This window comes from Paenibacillus sp. FSL R5-0490 (assembly GCF_001956215.1).
GTDB lineage: Bacteria > Bacillota > Bacilli > Bacillales > Cytobacillaceae > Cytobacillus.
In genome coordinates, this window is sequence record NZ_MRTQ01000025.1 from 1 (window position 1) to 17,698 (window position 17,698).

A 17,698-nucleotide genomic window follows, 5' to 3' on the forward strand; every position below is an offset into this window, starting at 1 on the left:
GGCTTATGACCTCGAGCCCCTAGGAGCCGCAGCTAGATCGGGCAGTTTGACCCCCACTTATCCTCCTTTGATTCCTCTGAGTCTTGAAGTGGGGGGCTTACTGCCCGTTAGACTGCGATAAAGAAAACGGGCTGATTTTTTCAGCCCGTTTTATAATATTGGCGAAAGCAGCCTTGAAATGGATTCTTTCAACTTTATTTTCAAGGACCTATTTCTGTAATCTCCTGCAGACAGGTTTGTTGAAAGCTGGACATCTTCCTTAAAGCTCTCAGTCAGTTCTTTTGAAACATCCTGATCGTAAATAAAAGCATTTACCTCAAAATTGAGCCTGAAGCTTCTAACGTCTATATTTGCAGTTCCTACCGATGATACTTTTTCATCCACAATCAGGGTTTTTGCATGTATGAAGCCATTTTCGTATATATAGATATTTGCATTTACTTTTAGCATTTCCCCAATATAGGAGTAAGTGGCCCAATAAACAAACATGTGGTCAGGTTTATTCGGAATCATAATATTTACTTCCACCCCTGACAATGCAGCTATTTTCAAAGCATCCAGAAGGCTTGCATCAGGAATGAAATATGGGGTTTGGATATATATGGACTTACGTGCAGATGAAATCATTTTAATATAACCATTTTTAATTTGTTCCCATTCAGAATCCGGACCGCTTGTAACAATCTGCATCCCTACACTATCCTGAGACCCGCACAGCGGAAAAAACTCAGGAGCATAGAAAATGTCATGGCGGTGGGAAGCCTGGTTCCAGTCCAGGATAAAGCGGGTCTGCAGAGAATGGACAGCACTTCCTCTAATTCTTAGATGGGTATCACGCCAATACCCGAACTTTGGATTCAGCCCGAGATATTCATCCCCGACATTGAAACCGCCAACATACCCAATCCGTCCGTCAATGATGGCAATTTTCCGGTGGTTCCGGTAATTGATTCTTAAATTGATAAAATGCAGCCGCGAAGGGAAAAAGGCCTCAATTTCTCCCCCTGCAGCAATCAGCTCTTTAAATGCCCTTTTATGCAGGCTCCTTGAGCCAAGTTCATCATAGAGAAGCCTGACTTTAACACCTTCCCTGGCTTTTTCCGTTAAGAGAGTGATTAAGCTTTTCCCAAGATTGTCTCTCTTGAAGATATAATATTGCAGGTGGATATGATCGGTTGCACTTTTTATATCCTCTACAAGCGAATTGAACTTATCTTTCCCATCTGTAAAAATTCTGACCTCGTTATCCTGGGTCAATACCGCATCATTGTTGACAAGGTGCATATAGATGAGGTCTTTGGAGTTTTCAATGACTTCATTGCGAAAATGGAAATCCTTTTCCTTAATTCCTCTGATTTGGTTGTTCAGCAGTTCATCAATTCCAATTTTTTTGCGGTCTTCCCACTGGAACATCTTTCTTCGGGTTAAATTCTGTCCAAAAAAGAGGTACATGAAAAAACCAAGAAGAGGAAGAAAGAACAAAACCATGAGCCATGCCCAAGTGGCACCTGCATCCCTTCGTTCCAGAAAGATAACAAATACAGCCAGAATAATATTTAAAACTAGAAATACTGTAAGCATCATGGAGTATATATCCATCTTAATGTCCTCTCCACATGTATTTTTCCGTCCATTTAAAAAGAAAACCTCCGGCTGTACGGAGGCTGTTTATATAATAGCGTATGCTTACGAACGGTTTTGGTTATCTTCTTGCTCCTCTGTAGCCTCTTTTTGTTCCTTCTCGCTGTCAGGAAGCGGATCAATCGGGTCTACCGTATGCTTGAATTGGTAAGCCTTTGAAGTAGTAATGACGCTCAGCAGCAGAACCACAATCACGATAATGATCGATATGACTAATACCGTATACATATTTCTCCCCCTTTTCACTCAATATTCTACCATGAAAGCAGCCCAGTAATGAAAAATTTCGCCATGGTCTTGTACAGGTTTTAATCCTCTCAATGTGGGTATTCTATTGTTGGGAGGATGATTATTATGAGTAAAGAATTAGTAAAAGCTGTTAACCAGCAAGTAGCAAACTGGACAGTCTTATATGTAAAGCTTCACAATTACCATTGGTATATTAAAGGGAAAAACTTTTTTACCCTTCATGCAAAATTTGAAGAGCTTTATAATGAAGCCAACGTACATGTAGACGAACTGGCTGAGAGAATCCTTGCTCTTGAGGCTAAACCGGTTGCAACGATGAAGGAAGTTCTGGAGACCAGTTCCCTTAAAGAAGCGACAGGCAAAGAAAACGAAGAACAAATGGTTCAGTCTGTTGTTGACGACTTCGAAAAAATGGTAGACGAGCTTCAGGAAGCAATCGAACTTGCAGAAGAAGCCAAAGATGAAGGAACAGGCGACATGCTGATTGCTGTAAAGCAAAGCTTGAAAAAACATATCTGGATGCTTAAAGCATACCTTGGATAATAAACAAAGACTGGCTGCAAAGCTGGTCTTTTTATTTTATAATAAAATAAAAAAGCGGCTTCACGCCGCCTTCGAGTATGGATCGTTATTCTAAATTCGGATATGTATAGGTTAGTGTATGTTCCGGTGGTGAATGATCGGGCTTCTGCGCTGACCGTAATTTTCACTGGCAAATTTCCCTTTTAAGCTCTCGATCAAATAAAGCCCCATTAAATCATATAACTCCTGATTATCAAGGTCCTTGATAATATTCAGCAGGTCTTCTCTGTTCATTTCTTCTAAGAAGGCAAAAGCGAGCATATCGATGTCTTCTTCATCACCAGTCAGCTTATTCCTGTAAAGTTCATATAGTTCATCAATCAGTTTCATGATAACACCTCCTTAAAACTCTCCGGTTTTCTATAGTATACTTAATTTAATACCCCTGATGCAGAAAAATATTCACCCCATGACAATTGGAAAAGCTGACTTCCAATTTGTTTAACTTAGTATATGTCAGCTTCAGAAGAATGATCGTAATTTTGTATAATTTTATCATAAATGTGGGATACGATAACTATAGAAATGAAAAATATTGTGATATGTAAAGAAAAACTAACCGGTGTTGAATCTGCGTCACAGCAATGAACAATAAAGGGGCTGACAGGATTGGAAGGAAATAAAAAGACATATTATATAACGCTTGGTTCGGGTGAGATATCTCAAAGTGCCACTGGCTCCACCTGGAATTATAAAATTGAGGCAAATGATGATGAAATTATTGCACTAAGAGAATATTTTGACCAGAACTATTCAACAGAATGGCAAAACTTTTTCAGAGCCCATGTTCCTTATGTTCAATACCATTATGACCGTGAAAACGATGCCTATGACGAAACAATGAAAAGAATATATGGAATGATATATGATCTTGGGGATGATGAAGCAAGAAAGCATATTGAAAGCATGGGAATCCTGACAGAAGAGGAACATAAATAAAAAGCTGAGGCGCACCTCAGCTTTTCTACATTTCCATTTCTACAGCTGTATCAAGAACTTCCTGTGGAACGGCAATAGCCTCAACTTTATTATAGTTTGAGTATTGTCCGTTCATGTTCTGCTTCATGGAGATTTTCTGGCCTTCAGCCGTGATTTCCATGTCCATAATCATATTCAGCACGCTCGGGTAAAAAGTTTCTTTATCAATCACAATCTCATATTCCACGCCCTTGATGTTCATGTTTTCAAGCATTTCCCCATTGGCGGCCAATTCAGGCGGGAGTGTTTCTGCTGCCGTTTCCTTCACGAAATCATTGAATTTTTCTCCATCGGCTTTCAATTTCAGGATATAGCTTTTTGCATCCTGTTCAAAGGTGAAATCGTCCACAAATTCCTGCAGTTTCTTCAATTCCTCACCAGGATTTGTCTGCTGTCTGGACATTTGAAGCAAATCATCAGACATTTCTTTAGGGAACTTCATCCACTGCTGTCCGGCAGCATCATAAAGAAACATGCCTTCTTCCGTAAAATAGCTTTCAATATCATAGGATTCTTCTGCTCCTGCCATGGACATAGTCATTTTTTGATAAAAAGCCATCGGGTCTGTTGTGACATTCATGTCAATGACAGAATCGATATTCATATTTTCCCCTTCAGCACCAGAGCTCATTTCCTGGCTCATATCCATTTTTACTGAGAAGCTTTTTAGCTCTTCCGAAGCCTCCGTTGATTTCTTTAAAACTTCCTCCAATGTCATTTCAGAAGCTTCTTCTGTTTTTGCTTCTTCCTTTTCTGTGCCGGCTGCTGATTCATTAACAGGTTTGGCCGTTTCATTGCATGCAGTCAGCATTAAAATCATGAAGAAGCCGGTAAGGATTGCGAGAGATTTTTTCAAGATATACACTCCTCTATTTATGTTAGTCACCTAATTTTACGGGAAAAAAAGGAGAAAAGTTTCAAAAATATGTAATTTAATACTTTAGCCCCAGAAGTTTTTAAAAACTAGATTTACCTTTATAATGGAAACATCAACATTAATTTATTGAGTGAGGGAATAGCATGGAAACCTTTTTGGATGAAAACGGCGGGAAAGTGCGCTTTTCTTTTAATAAAAGAGCATTCGAAACCGAGCCTGAACATGTTTTGGTCATTTGCCGCTATGGTGATCAATGGCTGCTGACGAATCATAAAAAAAGGGGATGGGAATTTCCTGGCGGTAAAAGAGAACAGGGTGAGTCTCTGGAAGAGGCAGCCAGAAGAGAAGTATATGAAGAAACCGGAGCAGACTTATTTAATCTGAATTTTATTGGTGAATATGAAGTTAACCTGGGCAATGAGCGTTTTGTCAAAGCTATATTTTTCGCAGAGGTGAAAAGCCTCAACAATACAAATCAATATTTTGAAACAAACGGTCCCATCCTGACAGGGGAAAACCTGCTTGAAGACAGGTGGAGCAGTCAATACAGTTTCATCATGAAGGATAAAGTAGTTGAAAAGAGCCTCGAAAAAATTTTGAAGAAAAAATAAAAAACGGCATGCGATTTGCCGTTTTTTATGAACCATTCTTAATTAGTTTTCTCTCCAGGAGTTCAACCAGCTGATACATTACTGTTGCGAAAACAGCAATCACAAGCAATGAAAGCATAACAAGGGTGAAGTTAAATACCTGGAATCCGTAGATAATCATGTATCCAAGACCTTTTGAGGATACAAGAAATTCACCGACTATTACTCCGACCCAGGATAACCCCACATTCACCTTTAAGGTTGAAATGATGGTCGGAAATGAAGCGGGCAAAATGGCTTCCCTGAAGGTTTGAAATCGACTTGCCCCAAAGGTTTGAAGCACTTTAATATAATTGGGGTCTACTTCTTTGAAAGATGTATACACGACAATGGTTGTGATGATGATCGAGATAATCGCACCCATTGCAACGATCGAAGTAAAGCTCGGGCCTAAAGCTACGATTAAGATAGGGCCAAGAGCAACCTTTGGCATTGAATTCAGGACAACCAAATAGGGATCCGCTATTTTTGAAAGCATGGGTGACCACCAGAGGATGGCTGCCAGAAATGTGCCTAAAAAAGTGCCTAAAATGAATCCAAATACGGTTTCAGACAAAGTGTAGCCTAAATCCACCATCAAGGTACCATCCTGTATTTTGGTTAAAAACAATCCCCATACTTTAGAAGGCGCACTGAAAATCAGCGGGTCAATCCATTGCTTTTGGCTTGCCAGCTCCCATCCTGAAAAAAACACGATAAAGATGACAGCCTGATAGAAGCGGACCCACTTCTTCTCGCGGTTCAGCGACCGGATATACTTCTGGTGGAGGAATTTAACGTTCTCCTGCGGGCTCAAGGGACTCCAGCTCCTTCCATATAGTTTGAAAAATCGCTGGATATGCTTCATGATTTCTTGCGTTAAAAGGGGTTTCATCTCTTAATTCTTTTGGTATTACAAATGTCTTATGAAGCTGTCCGGGCCTTGCGGAGAAGAGAAAAACACGATCACTCATGCTGATTGCCTCACCAATATCATGTGTAACCAGTATGGCTGTTTTTCCGAAAGATTTAAGCGTGTCAGAGACCAGATCCTCAAGCTTAAGTTTGGTTTGATAATCCAATGCGGAAAAGGGTTCATCAAGCATAAGCAGCTTTGGGCCGGTTGCAAGTGTTCTTACAAGGGCAACCCGCTGGCGCATTCCCCCTGAAAGCTGTTTCGGAAACTGTGACTCTACACCTTTTAGTCCCATCTCCTGAAGGAGCTTAAGTGCATAAGCTTTTTTGTCCGGAGTGAGGCTATTCCCGATTTTCAGCCCCAGCAGTATATTTTCTTCAATGTTCTTCCAGGGAAAAAGATAATCCTGCTGAAGCATATAGCCTATTTCTTTTTCTGCTGTTTCAACCCGCTTTCCTACAAGTGTGACAGTGCCTTCTGTGGGTTCAAACAGGCCTGCTATGATAGAAAGCAATGTTGTCTTACCGCATCCGCTTGGACCGAGGAAGGAAACAAATTCTCCTTCCTCCACTTCAAGCGAAACATCGGAGAGGGCCGTGACAGCAGAGGTTTTCGTAAAATAAGTGTGGTGGACAGCATCAACTTTCAGAAATTCCATGTCGGCCTCCTCTTTCGTTTAGTTATTTCATTACCCCTTCAGCAATCTCTGTGTTGACAAGTGTGCCATGCTCTAAGCGCTTAGGGAGCTCTCCTGCTTCTTCCATAATGTTCTGCAGGTTATCCCATTCTTCCGTATCCAGTATTGGATCTGTTGCAAAAGATCCCTGGCTCTTATATCGGTCTACTACCATTTCAATGATTTCAAGCTCAGTGTTGTCAAAATATCCTTGAATAGCTTCTGCCGTTTCTTTCGAGCTATGCTGCTCAACCCATTGCTGTGCTTTATAAATCGCTCTTGTGAATTTCTCGACTGTTTCCTTATTTTCATCAATATAGCTTTGTTTCGTCATGAATGTGGTATAAGGTATATGTCCGGATTCGGTTCCAAAGGAAGCAACAATATATCCTTTTCCTTCTTTTTCAAATACACTTGCAGTAGGTTCAAAAAGCTGGACAAATTCACCGGTGCCGGAAGCGAAAGCCGGAGCAATATTGGCATAATCAATATTTTGGATTAAATCCAAATCCTGGTGCGGGTCAATGCCATGCTTTTTCAATACAAACTCGCCGGCCATCTGCGGCATGCCGCCTTTACGCTGCCCGAGAAATGTTTTGCCTTCCAGCATATCCCATGAAAAGTTATCGATTTTATTGCGTGAAACCAGGAATGTTCCGTCCGTTTGGGTAAGCTGTGCAAAGTTAATGACCGGATCATTGGAGCCCTGTGCCGAAACGTAAATGGAAGTTTCTGAACCTACTAGCGCAATATCAGCGCTATCCGACAGGAGCGCGGTCATTGTTTTATCTCCTCCGGCTGTTGTTGTAAGCTCTACTTTAAGTCCTTCCTCTTCAAAGAAGCCTTTCTCAAGGGCTACATATTGTGGGGCATAGAAGATGGAACGTGTCACTTCAGCAATACGGACGGTTTGCATTTCATCCTTTCCGCAGGCTGCCAAAGGAACGATCAGTATCACTGCAAGCATAAGCAACATGCTTGTTTTCATCCATTTTTTCATAAGTCATAAGACCTCCCTTATGCTAAAAAGTCAGATTAAAAAGCCTAGGATATCGTATGAAAATCAAAAAAATGTGTGAATGCCCATGGAAATATTTTTAGAGGAAGGTCTAAAAGCTCAGACTAAAAGGAAGCCTCAAGAGGGAGGATGAGAAAATGGAATTCAGTAACGGCCAAATCATCAATAAACAGAGATTCCCTTCGCCAAATCCGGCAATTGAATTATCTGTTGTTACTTATCAGGCAAATGGATTACATATAAAAGGGCTGCTGGCAGAGCCAAAGGGAGAGGAGCTATATGATGGATTCCTTTACCTGAGAGGAGGCATCAAAAATGTCGGGAAAGTACGGCCTTCCCGGATTGTCCAGTTTGCCTGTGAAGGTTTTATTGTATTCGCGCCTTTTTACAGAGGAAATCAAGGGGGAGATGGAAACGAAGACTTTGCAGGGGAGGACAGGCAGGACGCGTTTGCTGCGTTTACCCTTCTTCAGGAGCATGCCCGGGTAAAAAGAGTTCATATATTTGGTTTTTCCCGTGGCGGCGTAATGGCATTGCTAACTGCAATCGAGTTTCCGCAAGCCGCATCCATTGTAACATGGGGAGGAGTCAGTGATATGTTTCTCACCTATGTGGAGCGCAAGGATCTCCGGAGAATGATGAAACGGGTAATCGGCGGAACTCCGGTAAAGTTTCCGGAACGGTATAAATACCGTACCCCGCTTTTTCAGCTGGAGCAGCTGCAGTCGCCTGTCTTAATCATTCATGGAGAACAGGATCACAATGTTTCGGTGGAGCATTCCTATCGCCTCGAAAAAAGACTGAAGGCTCTTAATAAAGAAGTGGATAGCTGGTACTTCCCTGAATATACCCACTACTTTCCTCCAGCCGTGAACCGGAAGACGGTAGAGGATCTAGGTGCGTGGATGAAAAGTCATGAATGACGAATGATTTTCGCTTAAAGGCTTTCAGAGCATGAAAAGCTGGGGTAAAATAGAGGAAAGTATAAAGAATGAAGGAGAGATACCAATGGGTATGCCTTTAGAGCTGAACACAATGATCGTGACAAAGGGAAGGGAAAAAAGACTTGATGAGAATTACTTTTCACTTGTCAAAGAAGGGTACAGATTATATCCCCTCGATATCCCGGTCGAAGTAAAAAGAACAATTGACGGCGACCTGAACGGAATGGGAGTCATCCGAAAAGTGGAATGGGAAAACAGCCGGACACTCATTACTTATCAGCTTGTTTCCTTAAACTCAACAAACTAGAAGAGCGCGCCTGGACAGAGTCCGGCGTTTTTTTGATTTGGAATGTTTTTGAAGACTGCATTCCTAATACTAAAAAAGAATTGCCGCGCAAACGGCAATTCTTTCTCTAAAATGATAAGAAAGTATTAATTTTAACTTTGAGAACTGTCTAGCTCCAGCGCCTACCCCCTCGAGGTCACAAGCCAATCCTCCCAAAAAGGCGAAGAACGCCTTTCTGTGAGGCTCGTCTTGTGCTTGTCGGGGGTGGGCAAGGCGCTTGCGCCTTTCTTATATTATGCGATTGGTCCGCCTTTTTCTTCAATGTCAGATGAAACGCTTGTGAATTTCTTGAAGTTTTCACGGAATTTAGCAGCAAGCTCTTTTGCTTTCGCTTCATAAGCAGCCTGATCTGCCCATGTTTTGTTTGGCTGAAGAACTTCATCAGGCACTCCTGTAACGTGCTGAGGAATTTCCAGACCGAAAATTTCGTCCTTGATTGTTTCTACGTTGTTTAGTTCACCTTCGAGTGCAGCTTCCACCATAGCACGGGTGTAGGCAAGCTTCATGCGTTCGCCGACTCCATACTCTCCGCCAGTCCATCCTGTGTTTACAAGGAAGACTTTTGCATTATGCTCATCGATTTTCTCGCCAAGCATTTCAGCATAACGATTTGCAGGAAGCGGTAGGAAAGGTGATCCAAAGCATGTAGAGAACGTTGCCTGCGGTGATGTAATGCCGCGCTCAGTTCCTGCAAGCTTGGATGTATAGCCGCTTAAGAAATGGTACATTGCCTGCTCTTTTGACAGTTTAGAGATTGGAGGCAATACGCCAAATGCGTCAGCTGTTAAAAATACGATTGTATTAGGATGTCCGGCAATGCTTGGGTCAACGATATTATCGATGGCCTGAAGCTGGTAGGCCGCACGTGTATTTTCAGTTAAAGTGCTGTCATCGTAATCTGCAACCCGGGTTTCGCTGTTTACCACTACATTTTCCAGCACAGCTCCAAAGCGGATTGCATCAAAAATTTGCGGTTCTTTTTCACGGGATAGGTTGATGCATTTCGCATAGCATCCGCCTTCAATATTGAATACGCCATTCGCAGACCAGCCATGCTCGTCATCACCGATCAGCTTGCGGTTCGGGTCTGCAGATAAAGTTGTTTTTCCAGTTCCGGATAAGCCGAAGAATAAAGCCACATCACCTTCACGTCCAACGTTTGCTGAACAATGCATCGGAAGGATTCCGTTTTCTGGAAGCATGTAGTTCATAACAGAGAAGATGGACTTTTTCATTTCACCTGCATATTCTGTTCCGCCAATTAAAACAGTGCGGCGCTCGAATGAGATGATAATGAATGTTTCGGACTTTGTGCCGTCAACAGCAGGGTCTGCTTTGAAGTTTGGAGCAGATATGACTGTGAACTCTGCCTGATGATCCAATAGCTCGTCTTCTGCCGGGCGAATGAATAACTGGTGTGCAAAAAGGTTATGCCAGGCATATTCATTGATCACCTGGATAGGCATGCGGTGTTTTTTATCAGCACCTGCAAAGCCTTTGAACACAAATACTTCTTCTTTTTCTTTTAGGTAATTGATTACTTTATTATAAAGATTGGAGAATGCTTCTTCAGAGATGGGCTGGTTTACGCTGCCCCAGTCCATTTTATCTTTATTTGATGCTTCTTCAACAATGTATTTATCTTTAGGGGAACGCCCTGTATACTTTCCTGTAGTAGCGCGTACAGCACCAGTGGAAGTAAGGGACCCTTCATTGCGGTTTAAAACTTTTTCTACAAGCTGAGGAACGGATAATTGCACTTGAATGTTGCTGCCATTTAATAATTCACTCAATTCGTTTGATATGCTTACAGAGTTCATCTGATGAATACCTTCCTTTTTCCCGATTTTTTTATGAAAGTGATTACATCTCGAAATTAGTATAACACATTGAAATGATTAGTCTATACTATTACGAAACTTTTTTGTCTCTGTTATTAAATTGTCACAATTGGACAGGTAATCTCCTTTGATCGCCTTATAACCGATATATGCTATTATAGAAGAAAGTGTTAATTTTACCATGGGACTGATCTAAAATGAAGACAATTGCCCTATATGATGGAACTTGCTCGTTATGCAAGGAAACAAAGAGAATATTTAAGAAGCTCGATTGGCTGGATAAAGTGGAATGGATTTCTCTGCAGGAATATGAGAAAATGCCGGGTTCTTTATCATTCTCCAGACAAGATTTGCGCAAAGAGCTTCATCTTATTACCCCCTCGGGCAGCGTGAAAAAGGGGTACTCTGCAGTACGGAGACTGCTGCTCCTCTTTCCTGCATCCTTTTTGATCAGCACCTTTTTATATTTACCTTTCACTGAACTTCTGGGCGATCCTGCCTACAAATGGATTGCGAAAAACAGGCAAAAATTTCTAAAGAAAAAGTGTGGCGATGGAAGCTGTTCCCTATAAAGGGGAAGCTTACATTTTGAAGCTGAAATTTAACGGTGAAAAATAATGAAAATCTGTTGACATGGTTCGATAAAATACGGTATGATTCAACCTTGAACGGATACTCTCTTATCCCGAGCTGGTGGAGGGACAGGCCCTATGAAACCCAGCAACCTGCTAAAGGCAATAATCAGCAAAGGTGCTAACCTGACGCAAGGACGTAATTCCTTGAACGATAAGAGTGAAAGGCGCGAATCGATTTGCTTTCAACCTTTTCACTAAATGAGAAGGTTTTTTATATTGCAATGAAATGAACGGCTTTTGGAATGTACTATTTATGTGAGTTTTTGGCATGATTATGAATAATGGATACCTGGCATTCTTGCCGGCGCTGTCTATTTTTCTAATAAAAACTCCATGTTTATTTCATACTACTAAGGGAATGAGTTCCGTATCAAACAGAGATCCATGAAATGACAGGGAAAAATTATTTTTCCGCTTCCCCATTTCTTATTTCTCGCTCAATTTTCTATTTATAAGGAGGAAGCCAGATGTCAACAAAACGTCGTTTGTTTACTTCTGAATCAGTTACTGAAGGTCATCCGGATAAAATCTGTGACCAAATTTCTGATGCAATCTTAGATGCGATTTTAGCTAAAGATGCGAATGCCCGTGTTGCTGCAGAGACTTCTGTAACAACTGGACTTGTATTAGTTGCAGGTGAAATCACAACATCTACATACGTAGATATTCCAAAAATCGTTCGTGAAACGGTAAAAGAAATCGGTTATACCCGTGCTAAATATGGTTTCGATTCTGAAACATGTGCAGTTTTAACTTCCATTGATGAGCAGTCTGCAGATATCGCAATGGGTGTTGACCAGGCACTTGAAGCACGCGAAGGGCAAATGAGCGATCAGGAAATTGAAGCAATCGGTGCAGGAGACCAGGGCTTAATGTTCGGTTTTGCCTGCAACGAAACGAAGGAGCTTATGCCTCTTCCGATTTCTTTGGCACATAAGCTTTCCCGCCGCCTGACTGAAGTTCGTAAAGAAGAGATCCTTCCTTACCTTCGTCCGGATGGAAAAACTCAGGTAACCGTTGAGTATGATGAAAATGACAAGCCTGTCCGTATTGACACAATCGTTATTTCTACTCAGCATCACCCTGAAATCAGCCTGGAGCAAATCCAGCGCAACCTGAAGGAACATGTTATTAACCCGGTTGTTCCTAAAGAACTAATCGATGAGAATACAAAGTACTTCATCAACCCGACTGGACGTTTTGTTATCGGCGGACCACAAGGGGATGCTGGTCTGACTGGACGCAAAATTATTGTTGATACCTACGGCGGATATGCACGCCATGGCGGCGGCGCGTTCTCCGGTAAGGATCCTACAAAGGTTGACCGCTCAGCTGCATATGCTGCACGTTATGTAGCGAAGAACCTTGTAGCAGCCGGTTTGGCAGAAAAAGTTGAAGTTCAGCTTGCTTATGCAATCGGTGTGGCACAGCCTGTTTCAATCTCTGTTGATACATTTGGAACTGGCAAAGTGGATGAAGATGTATTAGTTGATTTAGTAAGAAAGCATTTTGATCTTCGTCCTGCAGGAATTATTAACATGCTTGGCCTTCGCCGCCCAATTTACAAGCAGACAGCTGCTTACGGACATTTCGGACGTACAGATGTTGACCTTCCTTGGGAGCGTACTGACAAGGCAGAAATTCTTCGTTCTGAAGCTTAATAGAAAAGCGGGAGTTGCATTTACAGTGTAACTCCCGCTTTCTTTTTTGCGTCATAATACATATAGGGTGTAATTCACTTTTCGGTCTTTATGCTCTATAGTCGTTTATAATTTTATGGTATCGTATAAACTTCGGATAATGGCTTAATTTTCCGTACAGAAACATTTTATATTCTGCGTGCTAATTATTAGCGATTAGTGGTAGTATTATAGGGTATGTTTTCTAAGACAAAGGAGCCGCCTGAGGCTATATCTAAATATTGAGAATAGAATGGAGTAGGTGACGTACATAATGTGTGGTTTTATTGGTTGTGTACATGAAAAAGCACAAAATTACCGTGACGCAGATAAAGAACAATTCCAAAATATGAATGATATCATTACTCACCGGGGTCCGGATGACTCAGGATACTATTTTGATGATCATATTCAATTTGGCTTCCGCCGGCTGAGCATTATTGATATTGAAAGCGGACACCAGCCGCTGACTTACGAGAATGAACGTTATTGGATCATCTTTAATGGTGAAATCTATAATTATGTGGAACTTCGTGAAGAACTTCTCAAAGCGGGCTTAAGCTTTGAAACAAGCTCAGATACAGAAGTCATCATTGCCCTTTACAGCCATATGAAAGAAAAAGCTGTTGAAAAATTGCGCGGTATGTTTGCGTTTGTCATATGGGATAAACAGGAGCAATCTTTATATGGAGCCAGAGATCCATTTGGGATTAAACCTTTCTTTTATTACGATAAGGGAGACAGCACGTTCTTTGGATCAGAGAAGAAGAGCATTCTATTGGCGCTTCAGAATGATGTATTAAACTATGACTCCCTGCAGCATTATCTGACCTATCAGTTTGTGCCTGAGCCAAACACGATGTCAGAAGGAATCCACAAACTGGAGCCAGGCCATTATTTTACTAAAAAAATCGGTGCTCCTATGGATATTAAGCGCTATTGGAAAGCTGCTTTCCACCCCGTGCAGAAATCAGAAGCTGATTTTACAAAAGAAATTAGAGATGTGTTATTCGACTCGGTCAAGATGCATATGCGTGCCGATGTTCCTGTAGGTTCTTTCCTTTCAGGCGGAATTGATTCTTCCATCATTGCGTCGATTGCGAAGGAATTCCATCCTGCTATTAAAACATTCTCTGTCGGTTTTGAACGCAATGGCTTCAGCGAGGTGGATGTAGCGAAAGAAACAGCAGAAAAGCTTGGTGTTGAAAACATCAGCTATATCATTACTCCTGAGGAATACATGAATGAGATTCCGAGAATCATGTGGCATATGGACGATCCGCTTGCCGACCCGGCATGTGTACCTCTTTATTTTGTGGCAAGAGAAGCACGCAAGCATGTAACGGTTGTGCTTTCAGGTGAAGGAGCCGATGAGCTGTTTGGCGGCTATAACATTTACCGTGAACCACAATCTCTGGAAGTCTTCAATAAAATTCCTGCCATCGGCAAAAAGCTTCTTCGCATGATCGCAAGCATGATGCCAGAGGGAATGAAGGGTAAAAGCTTTATCGAACGCGGTGTCACGCCCATGGAAGAGCGCTACATCGGAAACGCAAAAATGTTTACAGAACAAGAGAAGCGCAATCTGCTTCATGTCTATAAAGGCAGCTTAAATTATACGGATATCACGAAACCTTTATATGAAGAAAGCTGCGGCTATGATCCGGTTGATCGCATGCAGTATATCGACATTCATACCTGGATGCGAGGAGATATTTTATTAAAGGCGGACAAAATGACGATGGCTCATTCTCTCGAGCTTCGAGTTCCGTTCCTTGATAAAGAAGTGTTTGAAGTGGCTTCCAAAATCCCGACCAGCCTGAAAACGGCAAATGGCACTACGAAGTATATTCTTCGCAAAGCTGCTGAAGGAGTCGTTCCGGATCATGTACTGAACCGCAAAAAGCTTGGGTTCCCTGTGCCAATCCGCCACTGGCTGAAGGACGAGATGAATGAGTGGGCGAAAAATATCATCCGTGAAAGCAATACAGATCATCTGATTAATAAAGAGTATGTATTGCAGCTGCTTGAAGACCATTGTCAGGATAAAGCGGACAACAGCCGCAAAATCTGGACAGTTCTAATGTTCATGGTTTGGCATCAGGTATATGTGGAGAAAAAATACTCCTTTGAAAAAGAATATTTGTTAGATAAAGATTTGCAGCCTCTTAAAGGCTAAACAAAAGCGTCCATCAGGAATACCCTGGTGGACGCTATTTTTTATGGGATATAGGTAATAGCCTGCTTGCCCATCTGGACCCATGCTTTTTCAAAATCGTTTATGGGTGCTTTTTTATTTTTTTCGCCTGTGAGCGGGTCGTTGAAGTATATGTATTCCTGATCATAGCCCGTTATCAGGACTGAATGCTCTTTATAGGTAATCTGAATCTTTCCGCTTGGTGTATGCCAGGTTTGAAAAAAGTCATCAGTAAGCTGTTTATAGGCTGTGTTGATAATTACCCATATAGGTCTTCCATCTGACAAATGAATTTTCAAGTCTTCAAAATCGGATCCGGTAAGGTCTTCAATGGAGCCGGGTATGTACTTTTCAGCAAGCTCTTTTATGGGTTTATGATAAACACCCAGACCGGGATTATCAAAGGAGTACATATCGCCTATGAAGCCATCATTCGGGTGCCCGAAATAGATTTTTCCGTCTTCTATGCGATAAGGTTCAGGATTTTTCTTTATTTCTTTAGCCAGTGTCATTTTATCAGCCTGGACCCCTGCATGCTGCAGAAGCATGGATAAGCTCGTGACTTCGCATCCTCTGGGGAGCTCAGGAAACTGATTGATTGCGGGCACATCTATAATTATTTTTTCCTTGATCTTAATAACAGACGTGCTGTTTCCAAGGAAAGCAGTGGCTTTTTCAGCTGGTTCAGACAGCCACGATTTTATTTTGTTCACGGCTGATGGAGGCTTGCTTCCTGCAAGGCTGTCATAAACAAATGCTGCAGAAACAAGGATGAAGACAAGTAAAAACATGGGTGCCGTTTTTACTATGGTTTTTCTGAATACCACTATTAATAATAAGAATAGAACAATTGCCCCGATATAAATCTTCAATTCCTTCACCCGCCAATAGCTGTTGCCTTATATTTTAATATCGGCCTATTTCCCATTCTATTAAGGCTGGAGAGTTATTTTGGCTTTTTCTGCAAAGACTTATAGTACTGGCCTTTTTCAGCGTATTCCCTGCTGATCCGTTCCATATCTTTAATATCCTCCGGTGTCAGCTCACGGATTACTTTTGCAGGCCTCCCGAATGCAAGTGTATTGGGCGGAATTTTCTTTCCCTGTGGAACAAGGCTGCCTGCACCAATAAATGCTCCCTCCCCGATTTCTGCCTGATCTAAGACAATTGAGCCCATCCCAATTAGAGCTTTCTTGCGGATAATGCAGCTATGAAGGATTACCTGATGGCCTACTGTTACTTCGTCTTCCAATATCAGCGGGTTATTTGGGCTCTGATGCAGGACGGAATTATCCTGGATATTGACCTTCCTGCCGATGATCGTTGGTGCTATATCTCCGCGTATGACGGAGTTGAACCAGACGCTGGAATCCTCCCCAATTTCAACATCGCCGGTAATGGTAGTGAAATCTGCAATAAATGCGGATTCTGCAATTTTAGGTTCTTTATCTTTAAATGGATAGATCATGTGAAAAACACTCCTGTATTTAGTTGGATTATTTTGATTTTATCATATGAGACATGATAAACGTTATTTTGGCAAAAGAGTTTTTTAAGGGGCTGATTCATGAACAATTTTTGCATCTAGGCTATAATATATTTACATAAGATCGTACGTAAAAAGGCAGGGAGGATTGACTATGTGGAAGTGGGAAACTGAAGGAGAGGCAAAAGGCGTTATTGTCATGATTCATGGGGCAATGGAGCATCACCGCCGTTATGGCTGGTTGATTGAAATGTGGCGCTTGGCCGGTTTCCATGTCATTATGGGAGATCTTCCCGGCCAGGGAATGACTACAAGATCCAGAAGGGGCCATATTGATTCCTTTGATGAATATATAATTGAAGTTAAAGATTGGGTACAGGCTGCCTATGAATTTGAATTGCCGGTGTTTCTTTTGGGACACAGCATGGGCGGACTGATTGCCATTCGCCTGCTGCAGGAAGAAAGAATGAATCTCGCTGGAGTGATTTTGTCATCCCCATGTTTAGGTTTAGTTCAGCAGCCTTCGAAATTACTGAACTTCTTATCGCTTGGACTCAATTCAGTGATGCCGGGTCTGAAAATGGATGCAGGATTGTCAGTGGACATGGCAACGCGTAATCAGGATGTCCTTGATGCTGATTTAAATGATTCACTGTATGTGACAAAAGTTTCGGTCAGATGGTACAGGGAACTTGTTTATGCCATAAAGCTGGCCTTTGAGAATCTTGATAATATCCAAGATGTACCCCTTCTTGTAATTCAGGGCGGCGATGATAAAATCGTGAATAAAACAACTGTCAGAGAATGGTTTAACCTTGCGCCTTTCTCAGAAAAAAGGTTCAAAGAGTGGCCAAAGTGCTACCACGAAGTCTTCAATGAACCTGAACGTGAAGAGGTATTTGAATATGCGAAGGATTTCGTGAACAGCCAATTAAAGGCGCTGGGTTATGTGGTTTAATGATTTCCTTAAGATATTCACCAGACCTGATCAAAAGGAGGTATCT

The 17,698-nt window shown here is 41.8% G+C and carries 19 protein-coding genes and 1 riboswitch; of the genes, 9 read left to right on the top strand and 10 right to left on the bottom strand.

Annotated elements, in window-relative coordinates:
* Window positions 1–150 precede the first annotated feature (150 nt).
* Both cls and ytzI read right to left on the bottom strand, forming a co-directional pair.
* Entirely contained in the window at window positions 151–1,599 is a 1,449-nt protein-coding gene (cls, locus tag BK139_RS18720) for a cardiolipin synthase (protein WP_076261826.1), read from the bottom strand.
* Between the two features lie 87 nt (window positions 1,600–1,686).
* Complete coding sequence (gene ytzI, locus BK139_RS18725; RefSeq protein WP_076261828.1) at window positions 1,687–1,869, bottom strand: YtzI protein; 183 nt, start codon at window positions 1,867–1,869, stop codon at window positions 1,687–1,689.
* Between the two features lie 126 nt (window positions 1,870–1,995).
* On the opposite strand from ytzI, the gene BK139_RS18730 reads away from it, so the two are divergent.
* A complete protein-coding gene (locus tag BK139_RS18730) occupies window positions 1,996–2,433 on the top strand; it encodes a Dps family protein (RefSeq protein WP_076261831.1) in 438 nt (145 codons plus the stop codon).
* A gap of 111 nt (window positions 2,434–2,544) precedes the next feature.
* Here BK139_RS18730 and BK139_RS18735 read toward each other — a convergent pair whose 3' ends face one another.
* Window positions 2,545–2,802 carry a DUF6154 family protein gene (locus tag BK139_RS18735; RefSeq protein WP_076261833.1) on the bottom strand — a complete coding sequence of 86 codons (258 nt, stop codon included), beginning with the start codon at window positions 2,800–2,802 and terminating at the stop codon, window positions 2,545–2,547.
* A gap of 279 nt (window positions 2,803–3,081) precedes the next feature.
* On the opposite strand from BK139_RS18735, the gene BK139_RS18740 reads away from it, so the two are divergent.
* A complete protein-coding gene (locus tag BK139_RS18740; RefSeq protein ID WP_076261835.1) occupies window positions 3,082–3,411 on the top strand; it encodes a hydrolase in 330 nt (109 codons plus the stop codon).
* 25 nt (window positions 3,412–3,436) lie between these two features.
* On the opposite strand, the gene BK139_RS18745 is transcribed toward BK139_RS18740, so the two are convergent.
* Window positions 3,437–4,306: a DUF6612 family protein gene (locus BK139_RS18745; protein ID WP_076261837.1), complete on the bottom strand. Its 870-nt coding sequence runs from the start codon at window positions 4,304–4,306 to the stop codon at window positions 3,437–3,439.
* Window positions 4,307–4,470: 164 nt separating this feature from the next.
* Between BK139_RS18745 and ytkD the strand changes: the two genes are divergently transcribed.
* Window positions 4,471–4,938, top strand: coding sequence for an RNA deprotection pyrophosphohydrolase (gene ytkD, locus BK139_RS18750; RefSeq protein WP_076261839.1), 468 nt, complete (start codon window positions 4,471–4,473; stop codon window positions 4,936–4,938).
* 25 nt (window positions 4,939–4,963) lie between these two features.
* On the opposite strand, the gene BK139_RS18755 is transcribed toward ytkD, so the two are convergent.
* From BK139_RS18755 to BK139_RS18765, 3 genes are read right to left on the bottom strand one after another with little or no spacing between them, the layout of a single operon-like run.
* Entirely contained in the window at window positions 4,964–5,773 is an 810-nt protein-coding gene (locus tag BK139_RS18755) for an ABC transporter permease (RefSeq protein ID WP_076261841.1), read from the bottom strand.
* The gene (locus BK139_RS18760) at window positions 5,751–6,530 is read right to left on the bottom strand and encodes an ABC transporter ATP-binding protein (protein ID WP_076261843.1); all 780 of its coding nucleotides are present in this window, start codon (window positions 6,528–6,530) and stop codon (window positions 5,751–5,753) included. Before BK139_RS18760 ends, BK139_RS18755 begins: the two co-directional genes overlap by 23 nt.
* A gap of 22 nt (window positions 6,531–6,552) precedes the next feature.
* Window positions 6,553–7,548 carry an ABC transporter substrate-binding protein gene (locus tag BK139_RS18765; RefSeq protein WP_076261845.1) on the bottom strand — a complete coding sequence of 332 codons (996 nt, stop codon included), beginning with the start codon at window positions 7,546–7,548 and terminating at the stop codon, window positions 6,553–6,555.
* A 155-nt stretch (window positions 7,549–7,703) separates the two neighbouring features.
* Here BK139_RS18765 and BK139_RS18770 point away from each other — a divergent pair, with 155 nt between their 5' ends.
* A complete protein-coding gene (locus BK139_RS18770) occupies window positions 7,704–8,489 on the top strand; it encodes an alpha/beta hydrolase family protein (protein WP_076261847.1) in 786 nt (261 codons plus the stop codon).
* An 85-nt stretch (window positions 8,490–8,574) separates the two neighbouring features.
* Window positions 8,575–8,817: a DUF2584 domain-containing protein gene (locus BK139_RS18775; protein ID WP_035330406.1), complete on the top strand. Its 243-nt coding sequence runs from the start codon at window positions 8,575–8,577 to the stop codon at window positions 8,815–8,817.
* Between the two features lie 272 nt (window positions 8,818–9,089).
* Here the strand turns inward: BK139_RS18775 and pckA are convergent, their stop codons facing one another.
* Window positions 9,090–10,676 carry a phosphoenolpyruvate carboxykinase (ATP) gene (pckA, locus tag BK139_RS18780; RefSeq protein ID WP_076261850.1) on the bottom strand — a complete coding sequence of 529 codons (1,587 nt, stop codon included), beginning with the start codon at window positions 10,674–10,676 and terminating at the stop codon, window positions 9,090–9,092.
* A gap of 218 nt (window positions 10,677–10,894) precedes the next feature.
* On the opposite strand from pckA, the gene BK139_RS18785 reads away from it, so the two are divergent.
* The 3 genes from BK139_RS18785 (at window position 10,895) to asnB (ending at window position 15,190) form a co-directional block, all read left to right on the top strand.
* Complete coding sequence (locus BK139_RS18785) at window positions 10,895–11,269, top strand: thiol-disulfide oxidoreductase DCC family protein (RefSeq protein ID WP_048007828.1); 375 nt, start codon at window positions 10,895–10,897, stop codon at window positions 11,267–11,269.
* Window positions 11,270–11,374: 105 nt separating this feature from the next.
* Window positions 11,375–11,490: riboswitch (SAM riboswitch) on the top strand.
* A gap of 309 nt (window positions 11,491–11,799) precedes the next feature.
* Window positions 11,800–12,993, top strand: coding sequence for a methionine adenosyltransferase (metK, locus tag BK139_RS18790; protein ID WP_009333385.1), 1,194 nt, complete (start codon window positions 11,800–11,802; stop codon window positions 12,991–12,993).
* A 292-nt stretch (window positions 12,994–13,285) separates the two neighbouring features.
* The gene (asnB, locus tag BK139_RS18795) at window positions 13,286–15,190 is read left to right on the top strand and encodes an asparagine synthase (glutamine-hydrolyzing) (protein ID WP_076261852.1); all 1,905 of its coding nucleotides are present in this window, start codon (window positions 13,286–13,288) and stop codon (window positions 15,188–15,190) included.
* Window positions 15,191–15,231: 41 nt separating this feature from the next.
* Here the strand turns inward: asnB and BK139_RS18800 are convergent, their stop codons facing one another.
* Together BK139_RS18800 and BK139_RS18805 are read right to left on the bottom strand one after the other, a co-directional pair.
* On the bottom strand, window positions 15,232–16,080 hold the full coding sequence (locus tag BK139_RS18800) for a C39 family peptidase (protein WP_076261854.1): 849 nt from the start codon (window positions 16,078–16,080) through the stop codon (window positions 15,232–15,234).
* Between the two features lie 74 nt (window positions 16,081–16,154).
* Window positions 16,155–16,676, bottom strand: coding sequence for a gamma carbonic anhydrase (locus BK139_RS18805; protein WP_076261856.1), 522 nt, complete (start codon window positions 16,674–16,676; stop codon window positions 16,155–16,157).
* A 172-nt stretch (window positions 16,677–16,848) separates the two neighbouring features.
* Between BK139_RS18805 and BK139_RS18810 the strand changes: the two genes are divergently transcribed.
* Window positions 16,849–17,652: an alpha/beta hydrolase gene (locus BK139_RS18810; RefSeq protein ID WP_076261859.1), complete on the top strand. Its 804-nt coding sequence runs from the start codon at window positions 16,849–16,851 to the stop codon at window positions 17,650–17,652.
* Window positions 17,653–17,698 lie beyond the last annotated feature (46 nt).